The 23,744-nt window shown below is 73.1% G+C and carries 21 protein-coding genes and 1 pseudogene; 11 read left to right on the top strand and 11 right to left on the bottom strand.

Annotated elements, in window-relative coordinates; translation table 11 throughout:
• Positions 1–7 precede the first annotated feature (7 nt).
• From IG94_RS0102580 to IG94_RS0102565, 4 genes are all read right to left on the bottom strand, one after another.
• On the bottom strand, positions 8–1,393 hold the full coding sequence (locus IG94_RS0102580) for an NADP-dependent succinic semialdehyde dehydrogenase (RefSeq protein ID WP_031030275.1): 1,386 nt from the start codon (positions 1,391–1,393) through the stop codon (positions 8–10).
• Positions 1,394–1,507: 114 nt separating this feature from the next.
• Positions 1,508–1,969, bottom strand: coding sequence for an NUDIX hydrolase (locus IG94_RS0102575; protein ID WP_031030273.1), 462 nt, complete (start codon positions 1,967–1,969; stop codon positions 1,508–1,510).
• Entirely contained in the window at positions 1,966–3,504 is a 1,539-nt protein-coding gene (locus IG94_RS0102570; RefSeq protein WP_031030271.1) for an ATP-dependent DNA ligase, read from the bottom strand. Before IG94_RS0102570 ends, IG94_RS0102575 begins: the two co-directional genes overlap by 4 nt.
• Before the next feature lie 453 nt (positions 3,505–3,957).
• Positions 3,958–4,926 carry an NAD(P)/FAD-dependent oxidoreductase gene (locus IG94_RS0102565; protein ID WP_043482796.1) on the bottom strand — a complete coding sequence of 323 codons (969 nt, stop codon included), beginning with the start codon at positions 4,924–4,926 and terminating at the stop codon, positions 3,958–3,960.
• A 77-nt stretch (positions 4,927–5,003) separates the two neighbouring features.
• Between IG94_RS0102565 and IG94_RS0102560 the strand changes: the two genes are divergently transcribed.
• The 6 genes from IG94_RS0102560 (at position 5,004) to IG94_RS0102535 (ending at position 10,384) form a co-directional block, all read left to right on the top strand.
• Positions 5,004–5,576: a helix-turn-helix domain-containing protein gene (locus tag IG94_RS0102560; RefSeq protein ID WP_031030253.1), complete on the top strand. Its 573-nt coding sequence runs from the start codon at positions 5,004–5,006 to the stop codon at positions 5,574–5,576.
• 139 nt (positions 5,577–5,715) lie between these two features.
• On the top strand, positions 5,716–6,687 hold the full coding sequence (locus tag IG94_RS0102555) for an NADPH:quinone oxidoreductase family protein (RefSeq protein WP_031030251.1): 972 nt from the start codon (positions 5,716–5,718) through the stop codon (positions 6,685–6,687).
• Positions 6,684–7,865, top strand: a complete 1,182-nt coding sequence (locus IG94_RS0102550; protein ID WP_031030248.1) for an acyl-CoA dehydrogenase — start codon at positions 6,684–6,686, stop codon at positions 7,863–7,865. The genes IG94_RS0102555 and IG94_RS0102550 overlap by 4 nt, the downstream gene beginning before the upstream one ends.
• Positions 7,862–8,950, top strand: coding sequence for an acyl-CoA dehydrogenase family protein (locus tag IG94_RS0102545; protein WP_031030245.1), 1,089 nt, complete (start codon positions 7,862–7,864; stop codon positions 8,948–8,950). The genes IG94_RS0102550 and IG94_RS0102545 overlap by 4 nt, the downstream gene beginning before the upstream one ends.
• A 224-nt stretch (positions 8,951–9,174) precedes the next feature.
• Positions 9,175–10,071, top strand: a complete 897-nt coding sequence (locus IG94_RS0102540) for a phosphatidylinositol-specific phospholipase C/glycerophosphodiester phosphodiesterase family protein (RefSeq protein WP_031030243.1) — start codon at positions 9,175–9,177, stop codon at positions 10,069–10,071.
• A gap of 118 nt (positions 10,072–10,189) precedes the next feature.
• A complete protein-coding gene (locus tag IG94_RS0102535; protein ID WP_031030242.1) occupies positions 10,190–10,384 on the top strand; it encodes a hypothetical protein in 195 nt (64 codons plus the stop codon).
• A 24-nt stretch (positions 10,385–10,408) separates the two neighbouring features.
• Here the strand turns inward: IG94_RS0102535 and IG94_RS0102530 are convergent, their stop codons facing one another.
• Complete coding sequence (locus IG94_RS0102530) at positions 10,409–10,777, bottom strand: DUF779 domain-containing protein (protein ID WP_031030241.1); 369 nt, start codon at positions 10,775–10,777, stop codon at positions 10,409–10,411.
• A gap of 127 nt (positions 10,778–10,904) precedes the next feature.
• On the opposite strand from IG94_RS0102530, the gene IG94_RS0102525 reads away from it, so the two are divergent.
• Positions 10,905–11,375 (top strand): MarR family winged helix-turn-helix transcriptional regulator, encoded by a 471-nt coding sequence (locus IG94_RS0102525; protein ID WP_031030240.1) that lies wholly within the window; start codon positions 10,905–10,907, stop codon positions 11,373–11,375.
• A gap of 170 nt (positions 11,376–11,545) precedes the next feature.
• The gene (locus IG94_RS0102520; protein ID WP_031030238.1) at positions 11,546–13,150 is read left to right on the top strand and encodes an MFS transporter; all 1,605 of its coding nucleotides are present in this window, start codon (positions 11,546–11,548) and stop codon (positions 13,148–13,150) included.
• Between the two features lie 42 nt (positions 13,151–13,192).
• Here IG94_RS0102520 and IG94_RS0102515 read toward each other — a convergent pair whose 3' ends face one another.
• The 4 genes and pseudogenes from IG94_RS0102515 to IG94_RS0102500 all read right to left on the bottom strand — a co-directional run bounded on the left by IG94_RS0102515 (position 13,193) and on the right by IG94_RS0102500 (position 17,081).
• Entirely contained in the window at positions 13,193–13,582 is a 390-nt protein-coding gene (locus tag IG94_RS0102515; RefSeq protein WP_031030236.1) for a luciferase domain-containing protein, read from the bottom strand.
• A 124-nt stretch (positions 13,583–13,706) separates the two neighbouring features.
• Positions 13,707–14,792 carry a lytic polysaccharide monooxygenase auxiliary activity family 9 protein gene (locus tag IG94_RS0102510; protein WP_031030234.1) on the bottom strand — a complete coding sequence of 362 codons (1,086 nt, stop codon included), beginning with the start codon at positions 14,790–14,792 and terminating at the stop codon, positions 13,707–13,709.
• A gap of 240 nt (positions 14,793–15,032) precedes the next feature.
• Positions 15,033–15,818: pseudogene (locus tag IG94_RS0102505) on the bottom strand (GH12 family glycosyl hydrolase domain-containing protein); the annotation flags it as partial.
• A gap of 237 nt (positions 15,819–16,055) precedes the next feature.
• Entirely contained in the window at positions 16,056–17,081 is a 1,026-nt protein-coding gene (locus tag IG94_RS0102500) for a LacI family DNA-binding transcriptional regulator (RefSeq protein ID WP_031030229.1), read from the bottom strand.
• Positions 17,082–17,265: 184 nt separating this feature from the next.
• Between IG94_RS0102500 and IG94_RS0102495 the strand changes: the two genes are divergently transcribed.
• Positions 17,266–17,994 (top strand): YqjF family protein, encoded by a 729-nt coding sequence (locus IG94_RS0102495; RefSeq protein ID WP_263435640.1) that lies wholly within the window; start codon positions 17,266–17,268, stop codon positions 17,992–17,994.
• A gap of 30 nt (positions 17,995–18,024) precedes the next feature.
• Positions 18,025–20,274: a CDP-glycerol glycerophosphotransferase family protein gene (locus tag IG94_RS0102490; protein ID WP_107060391.1), complete on the top strand. Its 2,250-nt coding sequence runs from the start codon at positions 18,025–18,027 to the stop codon at positions 20,272–20,274.
• Positions 20,275–20,420: 146 nt separating this feature from the next.
• On the opposite strand, the gene IG94_RS38405 is transcribed toward IG94_RS0102490, so the two are convergent.
• Both IG94_RS38405 and IG94_RS0102480 read right to left on the bottom strand, forming a co-directional pair.
• Positions 20,421–20,819: a hypothetical protein gene (locus tag IG94_RS38405; protein ID WP_211269646.1), complete on the bottom strand. Its 399-nt coding sequence runs from the start codon at positions 20,817–20,819 to the stop codon at positions 20,421–20,423.
• Between the two features lie 308 nt (positions 20,820–21,127).
• Positions 21,128–21,883, bottom strand: coding sequence for a FadR/GntR family transcriptional regulator (locus tag IG94_RS0102480; RefSeq protein WP_031030219.1), 756 nt, complete (start codon positions 21,881–21,883; stop codon positions 21,128–21,130).
• Between the two features lie 105 nt (positions 21,884–21,988).
• Between IG94_RS0102480 and IG94_RS0102475 the strand changes: the two genes are divergently transcribed.
• Positions 21,989–23,725, top strand: coding sequence for an IlvD/Edd family dehydratase (locus tag IG94_RS0102475; RefSeq protein WP_031030216.1), 1,737 nt, complete (start codon positions 21,989–21,991; stop codon positions 23,723–23,725).
• Positions 23,726–23,744: the final 19 nt, after the last annotated feature.

Raw genomic sequence — 23,744 nt, 5'->3', positions numbered from 1 at the left:
GCAGGGCTCACGCTCCGTGCCATACGGTCGTGATGTTGCAGAACTCGCGGATTCCGTGCCCGGACAGCTCACGCCCGTAGCCCGACCGCTTGACCCCGCCGAACGGGAGGGCCGGATGGGACGCCGTCATCCCGTTCACGTACACACCCCCCGCCTCCAGGTCCCGTACGAAGCGGTCGACGTCGGTGTCCTCGCGCGTCCAGACGTTGGAACTGAGCCCGAAGTCCGTGTCGTTGGCGATCAGCACCGCCTCGTCGAGGTCCGCCGCCCGGTAGAGCGTGGCGACCGGCCCGAAGGCCTCCTCGCGATGGATGCGCATCTCACGGGTGACGCCCGCCAGCACGGTCGGCGGGTAGTACCAGCCGGGACCGTCCGGGCGTTCGCCTCCGCACAGCACCGTCGCGCCGCCGCGCACCGCGTCGTCGACCAGCTCCACGAGATCGTTCACCCCCTGCTCGCTGGAGAGCGGTCCGACCTCGGTCTCCTCGTCCATCGGGTCGCCTACCCGCAGCGCCCTCATGCCCTCGGTGAAGCGCGCGGCGAAGGCGTCGTAGACGTCCGTGTGCACGATGAACCGCTTGGCGGCGATGCAGGACTGCCCGGCGTTCTGCGTGCGCGCGGTCACCGCCACGTCGGCGGCCCGGTCGACGTCGGCCGAGGGCATGACGACGAACGGGTCGCTGCCGCCCAGCTCCAGGACCGTCTTCTTGATCATCTCCCCGGCGGTGGAGGCCACCGCGCGGCCGGCGGGCTCACTGCCGGTGAGGGTGGCGGCCCGCACCCGCTCGTCGCGCAGGATGTCGTCGACCGCGGCGGAGCCGATGAGGAGGGTCTGGAAGCAGCCCTCGGGGAAGCCCGCGCGGTGGAAGAGGTCCTCCAGGTACAGGGCGGTCCGCGGCACGTTCGAGGCGTGCTTGAGCAGCCCGACGTTGCCCGCCATCAGCGCGGGTGCCGCGAAGCGGATCACCTGCCAGAGCGGGAAGTTCCACGGCATCACCGCGAGCACCGGGCCGAGCGGCCGGTAGCGGACCAGGGCCCGGGAGGCGCCGGAGTCCTTCACGTCGGCCTCGGCGGGCTCCTCGTCGGCCAGCAGCCCGGCCGCGTGGTCGGCGTACCAGCGCATCGCCTTCGCGCACTTGGCCGCCTCCGCGCGGGCCTGCTTGACCGGCTTGCCCATCTCGGTGGTGATGACCCGGCCGATCTCCTTCTGATCGGCCTCCAGGAGGTCGGCGGCCCGGCGCATGAGCCCGGCCCGCTCGTAGAAACCTGTCGTCCGGTACGTGCGGAAGGTGGCCTCCGCGAGCTCGATCCGGCGCTCGATCTCCTCCTCGCCCATGGCCTCGTACGTCCTGAGCGTCTCGCCGTTCGCCGGGTTCACCGTCGCGATGGGCATGGCCGACCTCCCTGGGGTGCCGATATGTGCTTCGACCCTGGCGCGCGGCCCGGGCGGCCGCAACGCGGGCGGGCCGCGTGGTTCCTCGTACCTGTGCACGAGCGATTCGTCTCGTCAGTGCGAGTGCTCAGCCAGCCGGTCGAGAAACGCGGCCTGCGCCTTCACGATCACCTCGCGGGCCCGGTCCGGCCCGAACCACGCCACCCGGTCCAGCTCCGGGAACTCCCCGACCCGCCCCGACCTCGGCGGCCACTCCATGCGGAAGGTGCCGGGGACCACCGCCGCCGGATCGAGGTCGGCCTCGACGGCCCAGACCGTGACGGTCTTCCCGCCCGCCTGCCGCACCTCGCCCAGCGGGACGGCCTCGCCCTCGGGCGGCGGCAGCCCCAGCTCCTCCGCGAACTCGCGCCGGGCCGCCTCCCACGCCGGTTCGGCCGGGTCGTACTCCCCCTTGGGAACGGTCCACGCCCCGGCGTCGCGCCGCGCGTAGAACGGCCCGCCCATGTGACCGAGGAGCACCTGGCGCTCCCCGCCGGGACCGCGCCGGTGCAGCAGCAGGCCCGCGCTGCGCCTCACCGCGCCACCCCGGGGTGCGCGGCGAGCAGCCCCTCCACGGTGTCCGCCTCCTCGGGGCGCTTGTCCTCGCGGTAGCGGATCACGCGGGCGAAACGGAGGGTGACGCCGGCCGGGTAGCGGGTGGAGCGCTGGAGGCCGTCGTAGGCGATCTCGACGACGAGTTCGGGACGTACGGTCACGCCCCAGCCGTGCTCCTCGACGGCCAGCTGCCCGAGGCGCCCGGTCTGCCAGGTCAGCAGCGCGTCGGTCAGGCCCTTGAAGGTCTTGCCGAGCATCGTGAAGGAGCCGTCGGCGGCGCGGGCGCCCAGGTGGAGGTTGGAGAGCTTGCCGGTGCGGCGGCCGTGGCCCCACTCGGCTGCCAGCACCACCAGGTCCAGGGTGTGGACGGGCTTCACCTTCAGCCAGGACGCGCCGCGCCGACCCGCGCTGTAGGCGGCGTCGAGCCCCTTGACGACCACGCCCTCGTGACCGCGCTCCAGTGCCGTCGCGAGGAACTCCTCGGCCTCCCGCGTCCCCTCCGGACCGTGCACCAGCGTGCGCCGCACCCGCGCCGGCTCGGGAACCAGCCGCGCCAGCTCCGCGTGCCGCTCGGTCAGCGGCAGGTCGAGCAGATCGCGGCCGTCGACGAAGAGCGCGTCGAAGAACACCACGGAGACGGGCAGCGCCCGCGCCGCCGTGGCCACGTCGGTGCGGGAGCCGACCCGTCCGGCGGTCTCCTGGAAGGAGCGGGGGCGGCCGCTCGCGTCGAGGGAGATCACCTCGCCGTCCAGCACGAACCGCTCACCGGGCAGCGCCAGGGCCGCCTCCGTGACCTCGGGGAGCCGGTCGGTGATGTCGTCCAGGGTGCGGGTGTAGAGCCGTACGGTGCCGCCGTCGCGGTGCACCTGCACACGGATGCCGTCCAGCTTCTCCTCGACGGCCGCGCTCCCCAGTCTGCCGACCGCCTCGGCGACCGAGGACGCGCTGTGCGCCAGCATCGGCAGCACGGGTCGGCCGACGGTGAGCCGGAACCGGTCCAGGGCCCCGGGGCCCTCCGCCAGCAGGGCCTCGGCGACGCCCTGCAGTGACCCGGCGAGCATCACCGCGCGGCGTACGTCCGCCGGGGGAGCGTCCGTCGCCGCGGCCAGGCCCTCGACGGCGGCCGCGTCCAGGGCGCCCTGCCGGACCTCGCCGGTGAGCAGGCCGGTCAGGAAGCGCTGCTCGTCCTCGGTGGCCGCGCCCATCAGCTCCCCGACCAGCCGGGTGCGCTCGGCCTGCGAACCGGCGCCCGACACCGCGCCGAGCCGGGTGAGGCGGGTGTCCACGTCACGCACGGTCAGGGTCGGCGCGTCGGCGGGCGGGACGGGGCGCCCCAGCACTTTCCAGCCGACGCCGATCCGGCCCTGCGGGAGGCGTCCCGCCAGGTACGGGATGACGACCGGCACGTCCGCCGCCTCCGCCTCGCGGAACAGCTCCGCGAGCAGGGCGGTCTTCCGGGACCGCGCCGACGTCTCGGCGACCTCCCGGGACACCTGGGCCAACCGGGCAAGCAGCATGCAGTCAGGGTGCACCGGACACGGCCACCGCACACCCCCGCGACCGCAGCGGCTCCCGGGGGAGGGTCCTGGCCGGCGGCCGACGGCGGCCCACGGAGGTCCACAAAGGCCCACGGAGGCTCAGGGAAGGTCGCTACGGGCTTTGGCGGGTCTCGATCCCTGGGTGACCCCGAGCGCGGCTCGCTGTCCCCCCCCGGCCGGGTGGTCTCCGGGTGCCTCGGGCGATCTTGGGTGCCTCGGGTGCTCCAGGTGCTCCGGGTGTCTCACCGGCGACCGGGAGTGACGCGTCGCTCGCTGCCGTATGGGTGGTGGCCTCCACGGCTTGCCTGGGCCGGCCCGAGCGCGGCCCGCCGTCCTCGGCCGTACGCCCCCCCCGGGGCCCGGGGGGGGCGGAGCACGGTGCGCCGGCCGCCGTACGAGCGGTCGTCCCAGGGGCCGGGGACGGGGGCGCCCTCACTCGGCGACGGCCGTGTCCAGGTCCGACATGAGCAGGTCGCCGACGATCGCGGTCGCCGCGCGGTAGCCGCCGCTCGCCGCGTGCACGACCTGCTCGGCGAAGCCCATCGCGTTGCCCGCGGTCCACACGCCCGGCACAGTGGTGCGTCCTGTCGGGTCGACCACGGGGTAGGCGCCGAACGGGGTCTCCTGGAACTCCGCCCCCAGGCGCTCCATCAGACCGGTCTGCGGGACCGCCTTCGGGGCGACGAACACCACCGTACGGTCGTGCGTCGCCCCGTCCGCCAGCCGGACCCCGGTGAGGCGGTCGTCCTCGATCCGCAGCCCGGCGACCTCCCCGGGCACCACCCCGACGCCCGCCGCGGCGAGCCGCCGCAGATCGTCGTCGGACAGCTCCTCCTCGGCGACGGTGTGCAGGAAGAGCCGCACGTCGGCCGACCAGCGGGACACCATCAGGGCCTGGTGCACGCTCTGCGGACCGGCGGCGAGGACGCCGAAGGGCTCGTCCCGGACCTCCCAGCCGTGGCAGAACGGACAGTGCAGCACGTCCCGGCCGAACCTTTCCGCGACGCCGGGCACGGCGGGCAGCTCGTCCCTGAGCCCGGTGGTGACGACCAGCCGGCGGGCCCGAGCGCCCTCCCCGCCGGCCAGCCGCACGGCGAACGGCGCGTCCCCGGCTCCGGCTCCGTCCCGCGACACGTCGGTCACGCGGTCGCGGACCAGCTCCACCCCGTAGCGCGCGATCTCCTCCCGGCCGAGTGCCAGGAACTCGGCGGGCGCCATGCCGTCCCGCGTCAGGTAGCCCTGCATGTGCTCCGAGGGCGTGTTGCGCGGTTCACCGGCGTCGACGACCAGGGTGCGCAGCCGAGCCCGGCCCAGCACGAGCGCGGCCGACAGCCCTGCCGCGCCGCCGCCGACGACGATCACGTCGTACGTTCCGGCCGGGGACTTCTTCTTCTCGGTCATGGTGACCACCTCCACGGAGAAGGTCGCTCGGGTCTACCGGTATTGACAAATGTTGTTGCCGATTCTGCAATATCCGTATGACTGCAGACGATGTCCTCGCCGGTGTCGGACCCAGGCTCCGCCAGCTCCGCAAGGAGCGCGAGGTGACCCTGGCGGCCCTGTCGGAGGCGACCGGCATCTCGGTGAGCACCCTGTCCCGGCTGGAGTCCGGGCTGCGCCGGCCGAGCCTCGAACTGCTGCTGCCGATCGCCCAGGCCCACCAGGTGCCCCTGGACGAACTGGTCGGCGCCCCGCCCGTCGGCGACCCCCGGGTGCGGTCCGAGCCGATCGTGCGCCACGGCCGCACCCACTGGCCGCTCACCCGGCAGGCGGGCGGCCTCCAGGCCTTCAAGGTGCTGGAGCCCCGGCGCAAGGAGGAGCCGGACCCGCGCACCCACGAGGGGTACGAGTGGCTGTACGTCCTCTCGGGCCGGCTGCGGCTGGTGCTCGGCGAGCACGACGTGGTGCTGTCCGCGGGCGAGGCCGCCGAGTTCGACACCCGGGTGCCGCACTGGTTCGGGTCGACGGGGGAGGGCCCTGCGGAGTTCCTCAGCCTCTTCGGTCCGCAGGGTGAGCGGATGCACGTACGGGCGCGGCCCCGGCGGTCGTGACGCGGTGACGTACGGCGCCGTGGGCCCGGCTGCTTCCCGGAGCCTGCTGATTCCCGGACGTCCGCTGTTCCCCGAACGACAAGCGACCGCTTAGTATGCGAAAGACCCGGTCGGACGACGCAGTCGGTGGAGGCCCCGCATGCAGGTATGGCAGGTGCACGAGAACGGCGAGCCGGGCGAGGTGATGCGCCTCGTGGACGCGGCGCCGCCGGTTCCCGGCGAGGGCCAGGTCCTGCTCAGGGTCCGCGCCGCGAACATCAACTTCCCGGACGCCCTGCTGTGCCGGGGCCAGTACCAGGTCAGGCCGCCGCTGCCGTTCACGCCCGGCGTCGAGATCTGCGGTGAGACGGAGGACGGGCGCCGCGTCCTCGCCACCCCGGTGCTGCCGCACGGCGGCCTAGCCGAGTACGCCCTCGCGGACGCCCGGGCCCTGCTGCCCGCCCCGGAGACCCTGGACGACGCCGAGGCCGCCGCCCTGCACGTCGGCTACCAGACGGGCTGGTTCGGCCTGCACCGCCGGGCCCGCCTGGAGGCGGGTGAGACCCTGCTGGTGCACGCCGCGGCCGGTGGCGTCGGCAGCGCGGCGGTGCAGCTCGGCAAGGCCGCCGGTGCGACCGTCATCGGTGTGGTGGGCGGCCCGGACAAGGCGGCCGTCGCGCGCGAGCTGGGCTGCGACCTGGTCGTCGACCGGCGCGGAGAGGACGTCGTCGCCGCGGTCAAGGAGGCCACCGGCGGCCGCGGTGCCGACGTAATCTACGACCCGGTGGGCGGCGAGGCGTACACCCAGTCCACCAAGGTCGTCGCCTTCGAGGGCCGCATCGTCGTCGTCGGCTTCGCCGGCGGCACCATCCCGACTCCCGCGCTGAACCACGCGCTGGTCAAGAACTACGGGATCCTCGGCCTGCACTGGGGCCTGTACAACACCAAGAACCCGGAGCTGGTCCGGCACTGCCACGAACAGCTCACCGAGCTGGCCGCGCGTGGCGCGATCAGGCCGCTGGTGAGCGAGCGGGTGCCGCTCGACGCGGCGGCGGACGCCGTGCAGCGCGTCGCCGACGGCCGGACGACCGGCCGCGTGACCGTCGTCCCCGCGAAGGAGGCAGCCGCATGACCACCGCAGCGGAACTGCGCCGCCGCACCCGGGAGTTGCTGGCCGCGCACCCGCCCGCCGACACGGACCGCCTGGACTTCCTCCGGGCCCGCTTCGACGCCGGACTCGCCTGGGTGCACTACCCGGAGGGCCTCGGCGGCCTCGCCGCACCACGCGCCCTGCAAGCCGTCGTGGACGCCGAACTGGAGACCGCGGGCGCCCCCGGCAACGACCCCCGGCGCATAGGCATCGGCCTCGGCATGGCGGCCCCGACCGTCCTCCAGTACGGCACGGAAGAGCAGAAGCGCCGCCTCCTGCGCCCGCTGTGGACCGGCGAGGAGGTCTGGTGCCAGCTCTTCAGCGAGCCCGGCGCCGGATCCGACCTGGCCGCGCTCGGCACGCGGGCGGTCCGGGACGGCGACGACTGGGTCGTCAACGGGCAGAAGGTGTGGACGTCCAGCGCGCACCTCGCCCGCTGGGCGATCCTCATCGCCCGAACCGACCCGGACGTGCCCAAGCACCGGGGCATCACCTACTTCGTGTGCGACATGAGCGACCCGGGCGTCGAGGTCCGGCCGCTGCGCCAGATCACCGGCGAGGCCGAGTTCAACGAGGTCTTCCTCACCGACGTCCGCATCCCCGACTCCCGGCGGCTCGGTGAGGTCGGCGACGGCTGGCGGGTCGCGCAGACCACGCTCAACAACGAGCGCGTCGCCATCGGCGGCACCCCGGTTCCGCGCGAGGGCGGCATGATCGGCAAGGTCGCCGCCACCTGGCGCGAGCGCCCCGGACTGCGTACCCACGACACGCATCAGCGCCTGCTGGGCCTGTGGGTCGAGGCCGAGGTCGCCCGGCTCACCGGCGTCCGCCTGCGCCAGCAACTCGCGGCCGGCCAGCCGGGGCCCGAGGGCGCGGGCATGAAGCTGACCTTCGCCCGCCTGAACCAGGAGATCAGCGGCCTGGAGGTGGAACTCCTCGGCGAGGAGGGCCTGCTGTACGACGACTGGACCATGCGCCGCCCGGAACTGGTCGACTTCACCGGCCGCGACGCCGGATACCGCTACCTGCGCTCCAAGGGCAACAGCATCGAGGGCGGGACCAGCGAAGTCCTGCTGAACATCGTCGCCGAGCGCGTCCTGGGCCTGCCCGCCGAGCCGCGCACCGACAAGGACGTCGCATGGAAGGACCTCGCCCGATGAGCGCACAGCCGGAACCCGCCCTGCTCCACTCGGAGGAGGAAGAGGCGCTGCGCGCGGCCGTGCGGGACCTGCTCACCGACCACTGCGACCCCGCCGGCGTCATCGCCCGCAGCGAGTCGGCCGCCGTGCACGACGTCCCGCTCTGGAAGGCGCTCTCGGACGCGATGGGACTCGCGGGCCTGCTCATACCCGAGGAACTGGGCGGGCAGGGCGCCTCCCACCGCGAAACCGCGGTCGTCCTGGAGGAGTTGGGGCGCGCGGTCGCACCCGTGCCGTATCTGACGAGTGCCGTCGTCGCCACCGAGGCACTGCTCGCCTGCGGCGCCGACGACCTGCTCGGCGAACTGGCGTCCGCCGCCACCGTGGCCGCCCTGGCCGTCGGACTCCACGTCGCGCCCGGCGGCGCGTTCGCGTCCGTACGGCTCGAAGACGGCACCCTGCACGGGGAACTGACCGGCATCGCCGACGCGTCCGCCGCCGACGTACTGCTCGTGCCCGCGGACGACGGGGGCCTGTACGCGGTGCGGACCGCCGACGCCACCGTCGTGCCGCAGGTCTCCCTGGACCTGACCCGGCCGGTGGCCCGGGTGGCCCTCGACGGCGTGACCGGGCGCCGCCTCGGCGAGGCGGCGCCCGCCGTGCGGCGGGCCCTGCGGACCGGTGCCGGGCTGCTCGCGTCCGAGCAACTGGGCCTCGCCGACTGGCTGCTGACCGAGACGGTCCGTCACCTCAAGGAACGCAGGCAGTTCAACCGCCGGGTCGGCGGCTTCCAGGCGCTCAAGCACCGGCTCGCCCGGCTGTGGCTGGAGATCGCCGGACTGCGCGCCGCCGCCCGCAACGCGGCCGACGCCCTCGCGACCGGCGCGGACACGGACATCGCCGTCGCCGTCGCCCAGGCCCACGCGGCCCGGGTCGCCGTCCACGCGGCCGAGGAGGCACTGCAACTGCACGGCGGCATCGGCATGACGTGGGAGCACCCGGTCCACCTGTACCTGAAGAGGGCCAAGGCCGACTCGATCGCCTACGGAACGGCCGGCGCCCACCGGGAGGCGCTGGCCGCCCTGGTCGACCTGCCCGCACCCTGACGCCCCGTCCTCGTACCGGAGCGGTGCCCGTCCTCCTTCCGGGAGGGCGGGCACTTTGCCTTCCGCTCGTCGCGGGGGAGCGTCGCGGGGGAACACCGCCGCCCGTCCGCGGAAGTGAACGACCGGCGGCGGTCGGGCCAACTCCCCGCACGGCTCTGCTCCCCGAAGGCACCGGGACCCCATACTCACAGGCGTCCCGTACGGCACCTCCAGGGAGGCAGAGCATGGCCCTCACCACCCGACGCAGAGCCCTCAGCACCCTCGGCACCGCCCTCGCGGGCGCGGTCGTCCTGCCCGCCGGCACCGCACTGGCGGCCGGCAACAGGCACAGCGGCAGCGCCCCGGCGGGCGAAGGCAGGCCCGGCCCGCGCCCGTTGTGGCGCGCCCACGCCCACAACGACTACGAGCACGCGCGCCCCCTCCTCGACGCGCTCGACCACCGCTTCGGCAGCGTCGAGGCCGACATCTACCTGGTCGACGGCCAACTCCTCGTCGCCCACGACCCCGAGGACCTCGACCCGGCCCGCACCCTGGAGGCCCTCTACCTCGACCCGCTCGCCGCCCGCGTCCGGGCCGGCCACGGCCGGGTGTACCGCCGCGACCGCGGCTCGCTACAACTCCTGATCGACATCAAGACCGAGGGATCGTCGACGTACCTCGAACTCGACCGCCGACTGCGCCCCTACCGGCACCTGTTCACCTCCTACGCCCACGGCCGCGTCCGCCCCGGCGCCGTCACCGCGGTGGTCTCCGGCGACCGCGCGGCCCGCCCGCCGATGGAGGCCCAGCGCACCCGCCTGGCCTTCTACGACGGCCGCCTCACCGACCTCGGCACCACGGCACCGGCCTCCTTCGCTCCGCTGATCAGCGACAACTGGACGCTCAACTTCACCTGGCAGGGCGTCGGAACCTTCCCGGCCGCCGAGCGGCGCAAGCTGCGGGGCATCGTCGGCGCGGCCCACGCCCGCGGACAGCGGGTGCGCTTCTGGGCCACCCCCGACGTGGCGGGCCCCGCGCGGGACGCCGTGTGGGGAGAACTGCTCGACGCCGGTGTCGACCACCTCAACACCGACGACCTCGCCGGTCTTGAGGCATTCCTCGACGCCCGCGGCAAGCGGTAGGAGGCGGCCCGCGGAACACCACTCGTTCGGAGGACAGGTCAGCCGCCCGGACGAACCCTCCGCTACGCCACACTTGCGGCCGAACGCCGCGAAGTGGACGTGGCGGAGGAGGTTGACCATGGCCGTTTCCATCTCTGTGGTGCTGTTGCTGCTGGTCCTGGCGGTGATCTTCCTGCGCAACGGCGGGCTCAAGATCTCGCACGCACTGGTGTGCCTGTTGCTCGGCTTCTGCCTGGCGAGCACGAGCCTCGCCCCGACCATCAACGACGGTCTGACGGCCACGGCGGACATCGTCAGCGGCTTCAGACCGTGACCGGTGCCGTCGGGTCCGGTGCCGTCAGGTCCCGATCACGCGGGAGCGGATGAGGAAACGCACCCCCTCGGGGGCCTCCAGCGAGAAGCCGCTGCCCCGGCCCGCGACGACGTCCACGATCAGCCGGGTGTGCGCCCACGCCTCGTACTGACTGCGCGACATCCAGAACTCCACCGGCTCCCCGACCCCCTCGACGGCCAGTTCGCCGAGCAGGACGTCCGAGGCGCCGGTGCGGAACTCCCCGGCCGGATAGCACATGGGGGCGCTGCCGTCGCAGCAGCCGCCGGACTGGTGGAACATCAGCGGCCCGTGTGCCTCGCGGAGCCGCCGCAGCAGTGCGGCCGCCCCGGCGGTCAGTTCGACGTGGGGAATCTCCTCGTATGTGTCACCCATGCCACCCATGCCAGCACGGGGAAGGTTGCGAGTGCGTTGCGGGGGAGGGGGCGAGGAGGGGGCCGGGGCGGACCCCCGGCCATTACCTCTTTTGACATACCTATCTGACCATACCTATTGTTCCGGGGTGGCCGACTCCAGCACCCCTCGCCGGGACATCGACCGCGTCGCCTCCGGGCTCGCGGCGTGCCTTCCCGCGCTGCACCGGGCGCTGGACCGGCAGGTCGCCGCGCGGTACCCGCACCCCAAGCCCCCGGAGGCCCAGCTCGCCCTGCTGCGGTACGTCGCGCAGCACGAGGGCGCCACGGTGCGCGAGGCCGCCGAGGCCCTGCTGATGAAGCCGAACAACGTCAGCGCCCTGGTCTCCCAGCTCACCGAGCAGGGCGACCTGGAGCGCAGGCGGGACAGTGCCGACAAGCGCGTCGCCCACCTCCACCTCACGGCCGTGGCCCGTGAGCGGCTGACCGAGGTGCGGGAACTGGAGACCGCGCTCATCCGACAGGCCCTGACCCCCCTCACCGAGGGACAGCAGGGCGCGCTCGGCTCCGCCCTGGACGCCCTCGACGCGCTGACGCGGCACCTCCGCCCCACCCGCTGACCGTCCCCGCGCCGCCCCTGACCGTCCCCGCGCCGCCCCGGCCGTTCCTCGACCGCCCCCGGCCGCCCCCGGCCGTCCGCGGACCGGTCGTTCGGCGGGCAGCCACGGACGCTCGTGCCGGCCGCCCGCCACCCTCCCCGTCACCGCGAATCCGGAAGCGAAGCCCCTCCATGCCCTCCTCCACGTCCGTGGACCACCCCGGCACGTCCGGGTCCACACCCACGCCACCGCCCCACTCCGCAGCCGCCCCGTCGGCGGCGGGCCGCCTGCGCTCCCACCCCTGGCTGACCCTCTTCGCCGTCGCCTTCGGCCTGTTCATGGTCCAGCTCGACGGCTCCGTCGTCGCCATCGCCAACCCCGAGATAGGCCGCGACCTGCAGGCGTCGACCGCCCAGCTCCAGTGGGTCACCAACGCCTACCTGCTCGCGCTCGCCGCCACCCTCGTCCTGGGCGGCAAGCTCGGAGACCGGTTCGGCCGGCGCACCTACTACCTGGCCGGCGTCGTCGGCTTCACCCTTGCCTCCGTCGCCATCGGACTGGCCGGGTCGATCGAGGGCGTGGTCGCCTTCCGCGCCCTCCAGGGCGCCTTCGGCGGACTGCTGATGCCCAACACCCTCGGCCTGCTCCGCGCCGCGTTCCCGCCCAAGAAGTTCGGCATGGCCGTCGGCATCTGGGCCATGGTCTCGGCCGTCGCGACCGCTCTCGGTCCCATCGTCGGCGGTCTCCTCGTGGAACACGTCGACTGGGAGTCCGTCTTCTACGTCAACGCCCCCATCGGCGTCGCCGCCGTCGCCTTCGGCGCCCTCGTCCTCCCGGAGAGCCGCAACGCCACCGGCGGGGAACGGTTCGACGTCCCCGGTCTCCTGCTGCTCGCCCTCGGCCTGCTGGCCGTGGTCTTCGGCATCGTCAAGGGCGAGACCTGGGGCTGGACCTCCGCCGGCACCCTGGGCGCCGTCGCCGCCGGACTCGTCCTGCTGCTCGCGTTCGGCCGCTACGAGACCCGCGTCGCCCACCCGCTCCTGCCGATGCGCCTCTTCCGCAGCCGCGCGCTGACGATCGGCGCCGTCGTCACCGCGCTCAACTTCTTCGTGATGCTCGGCACGATCTTCTTCGTCATGCTGTACCTCCAGAACGTGCGGGGCTTCACGCCGGTAGAGGCGGGCGTGCGGACGCTTCCGCTCAGCCTCGCCTCGCTGGTCGCCTCCCCGCTGGGAGCCGCGCTGACCCAGCGTTACGGCCCGCGGCTGACGATGCCCCTGGGCATGCTGCTCCAGGCCGCCTCCTGCTTCGGCATGCTCACCTGGCAGACCGACTCCTCCTACGCCGCGATGTGGCCGCCGTTCGTCGCGCTCGGCCTCGGCGTCGGCATGGTGATGGCCGCCTCCTCCGACGCCATCGTCGGCAATGCCCCCGTCCGGGACGCCGGTGTGGCCGGCGGCCTCCAGGCGACCACACTGCAGATCGGCGGCGCGCTCGGCACGTCCGTGCTGGTCTCCCTGATCAGCGCCAGGGTCGGTGCCACCCTCGCCGGCGAGCTGACCGGTGCGGGCGTGCCGCAGCCCGTGGCCCAGGGCCTCCGGGAGGCCCGGGACGCGGTCGCGATGGGCGTGGCGCCCGTCTCCGCCGACCTGCCGGCCGGGCTGCGGGCCGCCGTGGTGGAGGGCAGCGGGCAGGCATTTATGAACGGCGTGCACCTGGCCGTCCTAGTCACCGGTGCCCTGTGCGTGCTCGGCGCGGTACTCGCCGCCGCGGGCATCCGGCGCACCGGGCCCTGACGGGGCGTCGAACCGCCCCGGGCACACGCGCCCTCCGTGCCGTCAGGCCTCGCCGGCCGTGGCACGGGGCAGCACGGTCACCCGGTGGAAGTTGCACCCGGAGGGCGGGCCGGCGGTGGCCCGGGACTGGTGGGCCTTGAGCGCGATGCTCACCAGGCTCAGCAGCAGGTCGACGTCGGCGTCGCAGTCCAGGTGCACGGTGACCCAGCGGGACCCGGGGACCAGGCGGATGGCCGTGGAGCCCCCGAGGTCGTACTGGAAGCGCTGGATGGCCCGGTGGGTGAGGTGCAGGTCCACGTCCCGGTCCGAGTGGAAGTGGATGATCTCGTCGCGGACGGAGCACAGCGCCCGTCCGGTTCCGCAACTGGCCGGACCCGCAAAGAGGTCGGGCCAGCCTTGCAGCCGCTCAAAGGCGTGCTGGGCCAGAGTCATGGGCCCATCGTCGCGCGATCATCGTCCCGCAACCAGAGGTTGAGCGAGTTGTAACCGGTACGTGAGGTCGGCGGGGCTCCTCCCGGGGCCCCGCCGACCCGTTTCCGGACGTGGTGCGGACGGGTCAGGCCGTCACGCAGCCGATCGAGTCCGCCGGGAAGTCGTTGCCCGACGACTTGGCGGTGAAGCCGAAGGTCGCAGTGCCGTCCGGCGGGACCACCCGGTTGTGGTCCACGTTGCGTACCGTCACCGAACCGTCGGTGCCGCTGGTCAGCGAGCCGTTCCACACCGCGTCCAGCGTGGTCCCGTCACCCGGCCGCCACTGCACGGCCCAGCCGCTCAGCGGTTCGGTGCCGTGGTTCATCACCTCGACGGAGCCCTGGAAGCCACCGCCCCAGGAGCTCTCCACGGAGTAGACGGCCATGCAGGAACCGGAGTGGGTGGGCGGCGGAGTCGTCGGGTCGGTCGGGTCCGGGCTCGGGGTGCTGCCCGAACCGCCGATGCCGGTGACCTCGCCGTTGCCGCCGTCGAAGACGACGTCGGAGCAGGAGAAGAAGTTCTCCTGGCTGTCCGAACGCACCCACTGCATGAAGATCAGCGCGTCGCCCGAGCGCCCCGAGGGCAGCGCGAGGTCCCAGTAGTAGTGGCCCCCGTCGGTGCCCGGCGAGCCCTGCTGGGGCGGGTCGGTCACCGTCTGGATCAGGTCCAGGTCGTCCCAGCCCAGCTCGGACGTGGGAGACCAGCCCGGCTTGGTCAGGTACACCTTGAAGTCGCCCGGGTGGGCCGCCCAGTTGCTGTACTCCACCGGGATCGTCGCACCCGACGTCAGATGCGTGCGCGGCCAGTCGGCGCGGGCCGCGTTGTAGGCGGAGAAGTCGTACGGGGACCGGTCGCCGGCGCTGCACAGGGTGCCGTCCGGCACGTAACCGGCGCCGCGCCCGCCCGCGTTGGAGTCGAGGACGGCGAACCAGTTGTACAGCGCGTTCGCCCCGCTCTCGTCGAGGGCGGCCTGACAGGCCGGGTTGGTCGGGTCGAGGGCGCCCGTGCCGGTCTTGGCGTCCAGCTGGCACAGGTAGGTCCGGGAGCCCGGCGTCATCGCAACGCCGTGTGCCTCGGCCCGTCCCTGCCCCAGCAGGAAGGTCACGCCGAGGGTGCCGAGCAGGGTGGCCAGTACCGCTGCCAGCGACAGGTATCTGCCGCGTGGAGCCATGCGTCGAGCCATAGGGGGTCTCCAGTCTCGGGGTTGGTGTCCTCTTGTCCGGTGGTGCCGCTGTCGTGCGAGCGAGTGGGCGAGTAAGGGAGGGAGCGCGGGAGTAGGAGGAGGAGCGGGGGGCGCGGCGTGCTCGCGGAGGTGGAACCCCCGCCCGCCCGGGGTGCGTGGACCGGACGGGCGAGGGGGCGGGAGGGCCGGGCGGGAGGCGGTGGGTCCGGAGCGCGGCCGCTACGCCGCGGTGCCCCCGGTCTCGACCGCGGAGGAGAAGGAGGTGACGGCCAGCCCGGCGCCGTTCTCCCACGGCTCGAAGCCGGCCTGGACGCTCGTCAGGTACCAGTCCTCCTCGGCGAGCCCGCGCGCGACGGTGGCCCGGACGAAGTCCATCACGTCGAAGTCCCAGCCGCTGATCGCCGACGGCGCCACGAACGACAGCACGTCGTTGGAGCCGTTGCCGCCGCTCCACACCTCCCAGCCGCGGCCGCCGACGGTCGCCGAACCGACGGGGGAACCGATGGGCTGGATGGGGCCCACCCGGTTGAACCAGATCATGATCTCGGTCCGGTTCACCCCGTCGGTGCGTGGATCCGGATCGAGCCAGATGTCGTACGAGGCGTTGTAGGTGGCGTCGTCCACGAAGCCGTACGAGATGCCGGAGGGGGCCCGGGACACGGTGTCGAGCCGCGCCGGCAGGTTGGTGCCCGGCGAACAGACCGTGTAGTGGCAGCCGTTGAAGACGGACGGATAGGACTTCGGGGCCCCGCTGGTCGGCGCCGAGCCGTCGGCCCGGGTGACGCGGAAGCCGGTGTCGGTGGCGGTGACGCACTGGGCGGCGTCGGATCCCCAGCGGTTGTTCTGGACGACGTACCGTCCCTGGACCGTCGTCGTGCCGAAGGGTTCGCAGATCGTGGTGTCCGCCTGGGCCGGTACAGCCGCGGTGACGAGTGACGCGACGACCGCCTGGCCGGCGATCAGTGCGCTCAGGAGGGCGCGGCGGGAACGGACTTGGCGCCGTGGCGTTCGCATGGGGGCCTCTCCGGGAGGGTGCGGGGGGAAGAGGGGGCGAAGGAGGGGGCCGGGCGGGAGCGCTCCCAACTCCCCACTGATGGGAGCGCTCCCACTAACCGGTTGTCTGGGGACTGTAGAAGCGGTTCATGCTCCTGACAAGACTGCGCGCGCCGGAGTCGTCGAGGAAATTGCGAAGCGCCAGGTGGGGGAGGGGAAATGTGCGGGAGGTGGGGCGCGGGCTGTGGGGTGCCGCGGTCAGGCGGAGTCCCGGACCACCAGTTCCGTGGGGAGGACGACGCTGCGCCCGCCGGCGGGGGAGTCCTCCATCTCCTCCAGCAGGAGCCGCACCATCGTGCGTCCGATCTCTCCCAGCGGCTGGCGGACCGTCGTCAGCGGCGGCTCCGTGGGCCGCGCCGGATGCACGTCGTCGAAGCCGATCACCGCGACGTCCCGCGGCACCCGTCGTCCCGCCGCGCGCAGCGCGTCGAGCGCACCGGCGGCCAGCGTGTCCGACGCCGCGAAGACCGCGTCGAGTTCCGGCCTCCTGGAGATCAGGTCGGCCATGGCCCGGCGCCCGCTCTGCTCCGTGAAGTCGCTCCCCTCGACGACGAGCGAGGACGCGGGGGTCACTCCCGCCCCTTCGAGGGCCTCCCGGTATCCGCGCAGCCGGCACTGGGCGACGTACATGTCGAGCGGACCGCTGACCGCGCCGATCGTGGTCCGGCCGGCGTCCAGCAGGTGGGCGACCGCGCCGCGCGCACCGGCGGTGTTGTCGGCGTCGACGTAGGTGATCGTCTCGTCGCCGGAACGGCGTCCCAGCATGACCGTGGGCAGCCCGGCCTTGGCGAGCATGTCCGGCAGGGCGTCCTCGGCGTGCACCGACATCAGCAGCACGCCGTCGACGCGGCCGCCGCGCGCGTACTCCACGAAGCGCTGCCGCTCGGTGTCCGTGCGGACCAGGGTGAGCAGCAACTGCACCGGTGTGTCGGTGAGGGCGTCACCGACGGCGTGGACCACCTCCGTGAAGAAGGGCTCACCGAACAGCCGCCAGTCGGGCTCCGTCATCACCAGAGCGACGGCGTCCGCACGATGCCCCGCCAGTGACCGGGCCGCGAGATTGGGAACGTACCCCAGCTCGGCGATGGCCTGCCGCACCGCCCGGCGCGTCGAGTCCCGCACCCCGGCCGCGTTGTTGACGACCCTCGACACGGTGCCCCGTCCCACACCGGCGAGGGCGGCCACCTCCTCCAGCGTCGGCGTACCGGGACGCTGCCTGCCCATGCCCGCCCGCCTTCCCCAGGAGATCGTCCGATACTACGGCGCACCCGGGCCGCGAGGGCGGTGCGACCGGTGAGGACCGGGGTATGCACGGGGCACCGACCGGCCGACTGTCGGACCCCTCTGTCATCCTTGGCCCGTGCAGAAGCCCAGCGCCATCACTCCCGACGCCCCCGCGGCGATCCCGATGCCGCTGCTCACCCAGGAGTGGCTCGACCTCGCCTTCATCCACTGGGCCGTCGAGCCCGCGGCCGTGGCCGGTCTCATGCCGCACGGCACCGTGCCCGACACGCACGACGGGCTGACGTACGTCGGACTCGTCGCCTTCCGGATGCACCGGGTCGGATGGCTGCGGCTTCCCGGGGTCCCGTACTTCGGCTCCTTCCCGGAGACCAACGTCCGCCTGTACAGCGTGGACTCCCACGGGCGGCGCGGAGTGGTCTTCAGGTCGATGGACGCCTCCCGCCTGATACCGGTGCTGATGGGCCGCGCCGGTTTCCGGCTGCCCTACCTGTGGTCCCGCATGTCCGTCCGGTCCGTCGGTGAGACGGTGACCTACACCAGCTCCCGTCGCTGGCCCGGCCCGCGGGGCGCCCGCAGCCGCATCACCGTGCGGCCGGGCGAGCGCATACACGAGCCGAGCGACCTGGAGCACTTCCTCACCGCGCGCTGGGGGATGCACAACGCGTTCTTCGGCGGTTCGGCGTACCTGCCCAACCACCACCCCCGCTGGCCCCTGCACCGCGCCGAGATCGTCACCTGCGACGAGGACCTGGTGGCGCGCGCCGGGGTGCCGGAGCCCCTCGGCGACCCGGTCAGCGTCCTCTACTCTCCCGGCGTCCCCGTCCGCCTGGGCCGCCCCGCCCGTCCGGCCCGGAGCGGGGCGACGGCTCTCGGTCGCACGGATGTTCCGTAGTCTGTGCGTGCCCGCACTCCGACGGGAACCATGGTTCCCGTCCCGTCGCCGTCCGGGTCCTCCGGCGCCACCACCGTCTGCTCCGACCGCCCCCTACCCGCATGGATTGCCAGCATGGATCTTCGAATCAGCATCATCGTCCCAGTGCACGGGGTTGAGGCTCTGTTGCCCGAGTGCCTGGACTCCCTGCTCGCGCAGGACGGCGCGGACCTCGAGCTCATAGCCGTCGACGACGCGTCGCCGGACGGGTGCGCCGGGATACTGGACTCCTACGCGGAGCGGGACGAGCGCCTGCGGGTGGTGCACCTGGCCGAGAACCGGGGCCTGGGAGGTGCGCGCAAGGCCGGCCTCGAGCTGGCGACGGGGGAATACGTCTGGTTCGTGGACGGCGACGACCGGCTGACGGACGGGGCGGTGGCCGCGGTCGCGGAGCGGCTGGCCCAGGTGCGCCCCGACGTCCTGGTGACGGACTTCGTCCGCGGGTATCCGGACGGACGCGTGGAGCCGAACACCTGGCGGAAGCAGATCGCGGATCCCCCGCCGCCGGAGACCTTCACGCTGGCCGAGAAGCCGCAACTGCTGAACATGATCATGTCCGTGTGGAACAAGGTGGTGCGCCGCGACCACCTGCTCGGCCTGGACGTCGCCTTCGGCGCGGGGTACTACGAGGACATATCCGTCACCTATCCGCTGCTGCTGGCGGCCGAGCGGATCAGCTATCTGGACCGGCCCTGCTACTACTACCGGCGCGAGCGCGAAGGCGCCATCACCCACAGCAGCTCCCCGAAGCACCTGGACGCCTTCGCTCAGTACGAACGCATATTCGACTTCCTCGACGGGCACCGGGACGACGTGTCGCCCCGGATGCGGCAGCGGGTCTTCGACCGCACGGTGCTGCACGGCATCACGGTCTACCGGACGCCCGGCCTGGTCCCCGGCGACCTGCGGAAGGAGTTCTTCCGACGCCTGACCCGGCACTTCCGCGACCGCAGGCCGGACGGCTACTCGTTCCCGGGCGGGGCGCGCGGACTGCAGTTCCGGTGCGTGGCGCGGGGCGCGCGGGGGGCGTTCCACCGCATGGACGACGCGAACCGGCTGCGCACGTCGGCAGGCCGGGCGCCGGCCTCGTCGAAGCGTGCCGTGCGCGGTGTGCTGGGACTCGGGCGCCGCGGCCTCTACCGGGCCCTCCTGCGGCTGCCGATGAACGAGAACCTGGCCGTGTACGCCGCCTACTGGTACCGCGGATACGCCTGCAACCCGGCTGCCATCTACGAACGGGCGAAAGAGCTGGCGCCGTCCGTGCGGGGCGTGTGGGTCGTGGCCGACAAGGCCGCCGGGGCGCGGATGCCCGAGGGCGTGGACTGGGTCGCCGCGAACACGCTGCGGTACCTCAAGGTGATGGCGACCGCCAAGTACCTGGTGAACAACGTCAACTTCCCGCACGCGACGACCAAGCGCGAGGGTTCGGTGCACGTGCAGACCCAGCACGGCACGCCGCTCAAGCACATGGGCCTCGACCTGCGGGGCAGGCCCAGCGCGGCGGACATGGACTTCGAGCGGCTCCTGGAGCACGTCGGCCGCTGGGACTACCTCGTCTCCCCGAACCCGCACACCACCACCGCGTTCACCGGCGCCTACCCCGGACGGTACGAGGTGCTGGAAACGGGCTACCCCCGCAACGACCGTCTGGCCGCCGCCGGGCCGGCGGACCGCGCGGCCGCCCGTGAGGCGGTGGGTGCGCCCGCCGGCGGCAGGACGGTCCTGTGGGCGCCGACGCACCGGGACGGCGACACGTCGCCCCGGCAGGCGCAGGAGCTCGCCGAACTCACCCGCGAGCTCGGCCCCGGGTACACCCTGCTCGTCCGCCGGCACTACCTGGAGGCCGGCGCCGAGCCCCTGCCCGACGGGCAGGGCGCCCGGGTCCTGGACGTGTCGGCGTACCCGTCGGTCGAGGAACTGTGCCTGGCCGCCGACCTCCTGGTGACCGACTACTCGTCCCTGATGTTCGACTTCGCGGTCCTTCCGGACCGTCCCATCGTGCTCTACGTTCCGGACTGGGAGCACTACCGGCAGCAGCGCGGCACCTACTTCGACCTGCTCGCCACCCCGCCCGGGGCCGTCGCCAGGACACTGCCCGAGCTGGCGCACCTGATCACCGGCGGCGGGGCGGAGGAACCGGAGGCGGCGGAGCTGCGCGGTGCGTTCCGCGAGCGCTTCTGCCCGTACGACGACGGACGGGCCGCCGAACGCGTCGTGCGCAGGGTGTTCCCGGTCGCCTGATCCTCCGCCCGGGACGGCGGACGTGCGGGCCGGTCACGACGGCTGCCGAGCGTGGCGCGCCGCTCCGTAGGCAGGGCGGCGCAGGAAAGGGCAGGGGCGGACGGTCTCGGCCGCCCACCCCTGCCCCTCCCGGGCCCCTCCCGCGGTCACGCGTGCGTGGCGGAGGCGTCCGTCCGTGCCGGTACGGGTGCGCCGCCCACGGGTGCGGGCGCCGCGGGGCGCCATGCCTGCCAGCCGCGGCACAGTACGTAGGCCGCCGCGGTGGACACGACGAGGAATCCGTCGACCAAGGCGGTCTGCGACGATTCGGGCACGTGACCGACCGCGAGAGCGAACACCGTGACCGCCGTCTTGTGGAGCAGCAGCAGTTCCCACAGCCCTCGTTGACCGCGCGGTGCGACGGCGATGAGCGCCCACAGCCCCGCGAACAGGACGTACGCGAAGGTCCGCCAGGCCTCCGTCAGCAGGCGTTCGTCGGACACGTCGGTCATGATCTGGATGCCTCGTGCCAACGCCCCGAGCGTCGCGACGGCGTCGAAGGCCATCAGCCACCTACCGATGCGGTCCGCCCATGGGGCAGGGGCGTCGTCAGCGGTGTGGAAAACGGCTGTGTTCGGCATGTTCGTCCTCTTCATCGGTGCCGCCTTCGCGGTGGGCGCCGGGCGGTGCGGTCCGTCGGCCGGTACGGCCGGACACCGACCCTTCCACCGGGGCGACCGCCGTCGCGTCGGCGAACGTCGCCTACGGGATGGCCGGGGCCGCAGAGCGGCGGACTGTCGTGTCCGACGGCGGAACACGGCCCCCGCGGCATGCGCCGTGACGCGGCGCCCACGACCGTCCGGCCCGGCTGCTGTCACACGGTCCCGTGCCCGGTGTCGCCGGGCGATCCGGGCGACTGGGCGATCTCCTGTTCGGCGGCTTCGATGACGGACAGTACGGCGGCCGCCGCGGCCACGGGATCACCTGCCTCGACGGCTTGCACGACGGCACGGTGACGGGGCAACGACGCCTCCACCGCGCCGGGGGTCCGCGTGCTGACGACGAAGCTGTGTTCCAGCGCGATGTCCACGGCCCGGCCCAGCGAGCCGAGGAGACGGTTGCCGCTGGCGTCGAGCAGGGCCCGGTGGAAGGCGATGTCCGCCTCGACGTAACCGCTGCGCCCGGGGGCCGCCGCCGCGGCCTCCATGGCCGCCAGCGAGTCGTACAGGACGCGTACGTCGTCGGGGCCGGCCCGGTGGGCGGCGAGCCGGGCCGCCTCGGGCTCGACGATCCGGCGCATTTCACCCGTGTCGCGCAGCAGAGCCGTCGCGTCCCGGGCCTGCTTCCAGCGCAGCACGTCGCGGTCCAGGTGGTTCCAGTGCTCCGGGGGCAGCACACGCGTGCCGGTGCGCGGACGTACGCGCAGCATTCCCTTGGCCACCAGTGCCTTGACCGCTTCCCGCAATATCCCCCGGCTGACGCCGATCCCGGCCGCGAGCACGTCCTCGACCGGCAACGCATCACCGGGCTCCCACGCACCCGCCACGATGCGTTGTCCGAGCTCGTCGACCACGCGCTGATGCGTGGTCGGGAAGTGCACCACGGTCTTCGCTCGCCCCCTGGACGCCATTCATCGAATCATTTAATGATTGTGTCCCAGGGTACGGCCCGCGGGGCCTCACCCGGCAACGCCCCATCGCGAAGCGGACGACGCCACAGCCACGGGAGTGAGTGCATGACCGACGGTCAGAGGACGAACCGACGCAGCCAGGCCTGGTTCGGCGCACAGGGCCGCAGCGGGATGCTGTACCGCTCCTGGATGCGCAACCAGGGTCTCGGGCACGAGGTGTTCGACGGGCGTCCGGTCATCGGCATCGCGACCAGCGCCTCCGAACTCGCCCCGTGCAACACCCATCTCACCCGCGTCGCCGAAGCCGTCAAACGCGGTGTGTGGCAGGCGGGCGGTCTGCCGCTGCAGTTCCCCACGATGGCCACCGGCGAGACCCTGATGCGTCCCACCGCCATGCTGTACCGCAACCTGATGGCCATGGAGGTCGAGGAGCTGATCCGGGCCAACCCGCTCGACGGTGTCGTGCTGCTGTCAGGCTGCGACAAGACGACCCCCGCCATGCTCATGGGCGCCGCCAGCGTCGACCTGCCCGCCGTCATGGTCACCGGCGGGCCGATGCTCAACGGCAAGTACCGGGGCCAGGACGTGGGTTCAGGCACCCACGTGTGGAAGTTCGAGGAAGACCTGAAGACCGGGCGGATGACCGAGGAGGAGTGCTTCTTCGCGGAAGGCTGCATGGCCCGCTCCAACGGGCACTGCATGACGATGGGGACCGCCTCGACGATGGCCTGCGTGGCCGAGGCGCTGGGTATGCAGCTGCCGGGCTCGGCGGCCTGGCCCGCGGTCGACTCCCGGCGGATGGAGACCGCGCAGGCGGCCGGGCAGCGCATCGTGGGGATGGTGGAGGAGGAGCTGCGCCCCTCGCGGATCCTGACCCGGGAGGCGTTCGAGGACGCCGTCCGGGTCAACGCGGCCATCGGCGGCTCCACGAACGCCATCATCCATCTCACCGCACTCGCCGGTCGCGTCGGCGTCGAGTTGAACCTGCGCGACTTCGACGACTTGGCCCGCGCGGTGCCGACGCTGGTCAACCTGATGCCCAGCGGCACCTACCTGATGGAGGACTTCTGCTACGCGGGCGGCCTGCCCGCCGTACTGGCCGAACTGCTCGGCGCGGAGCTGCTGCACGGCGACCGGATCACGGTCACCGGACGCACCGTCGCCGAGAACACCGAGCACGCCGAACGCGTCGACTCCGACGTCATCACCCGCCTCGACGCCCCCTTCCAGCCGGCCGGCACCGGTATCGCCGTACTCCGCGGGAACCTGTGCCCCGACGGTGCCGTGATCAAGCAGTCGGCCGCGTCACCGCATCTGCTCACCCACCGCGGTCCCGCGCGCGTCTTCGACTCCCCGGAGGCCTATCACGTGGTGGCCGACGATCCCGACCTCGACATCGACGAGAACACCGTCATCGTCATCCGCAACGCCGGTCCCAGGGGTTACCCCGGCATGCCCGAGGTGTCCAACGTGCCGCTTCCGGCCAAGCTGTTGAAGGCCGGCGTCAAGGACATGGTGCGCGTCTGCGACGGCCGGATGAGTGGCACCGGGTACGGGACGGTGGTCCTGCACGTGGCGCCCGAGGCCGCCGTCGGCGGACCCCTCGCCCTGGTGCGCGACGGGGACCCCGTCGTCCTCGACGTCCCGAACCGCACCCTGAGCCTGGACGTGGACGACGCCGAGCTGACCCGACGCCGGCAGACGTGGCGGGCCCCCGCCGAGCGGTACACCGGCGGCTACACCTGGCTGTACACACAGAACGTGGAACAGGCCGACCGGGGCGCCGACTTCGGGTTCCTGCGCGGGAGCCGCGGGCACGAGGTCCCCCGCGACTCCCACTGAGTCCGCGTCCGGGACGGCC

It is taken from the genome of Streptomyces olivaceus, from assembly GCF_000721235.1.
Classification (GTDB): domain Bacteria; phylum Actinomycetota; class Actinomycetes; order Streptomycetales; family Streptomycetaceae; genus Streptomyces; species Streptomyces olivaceus.
This window is presented reverse-complemented; position numbering and strand designations above follow the sequence as displayed.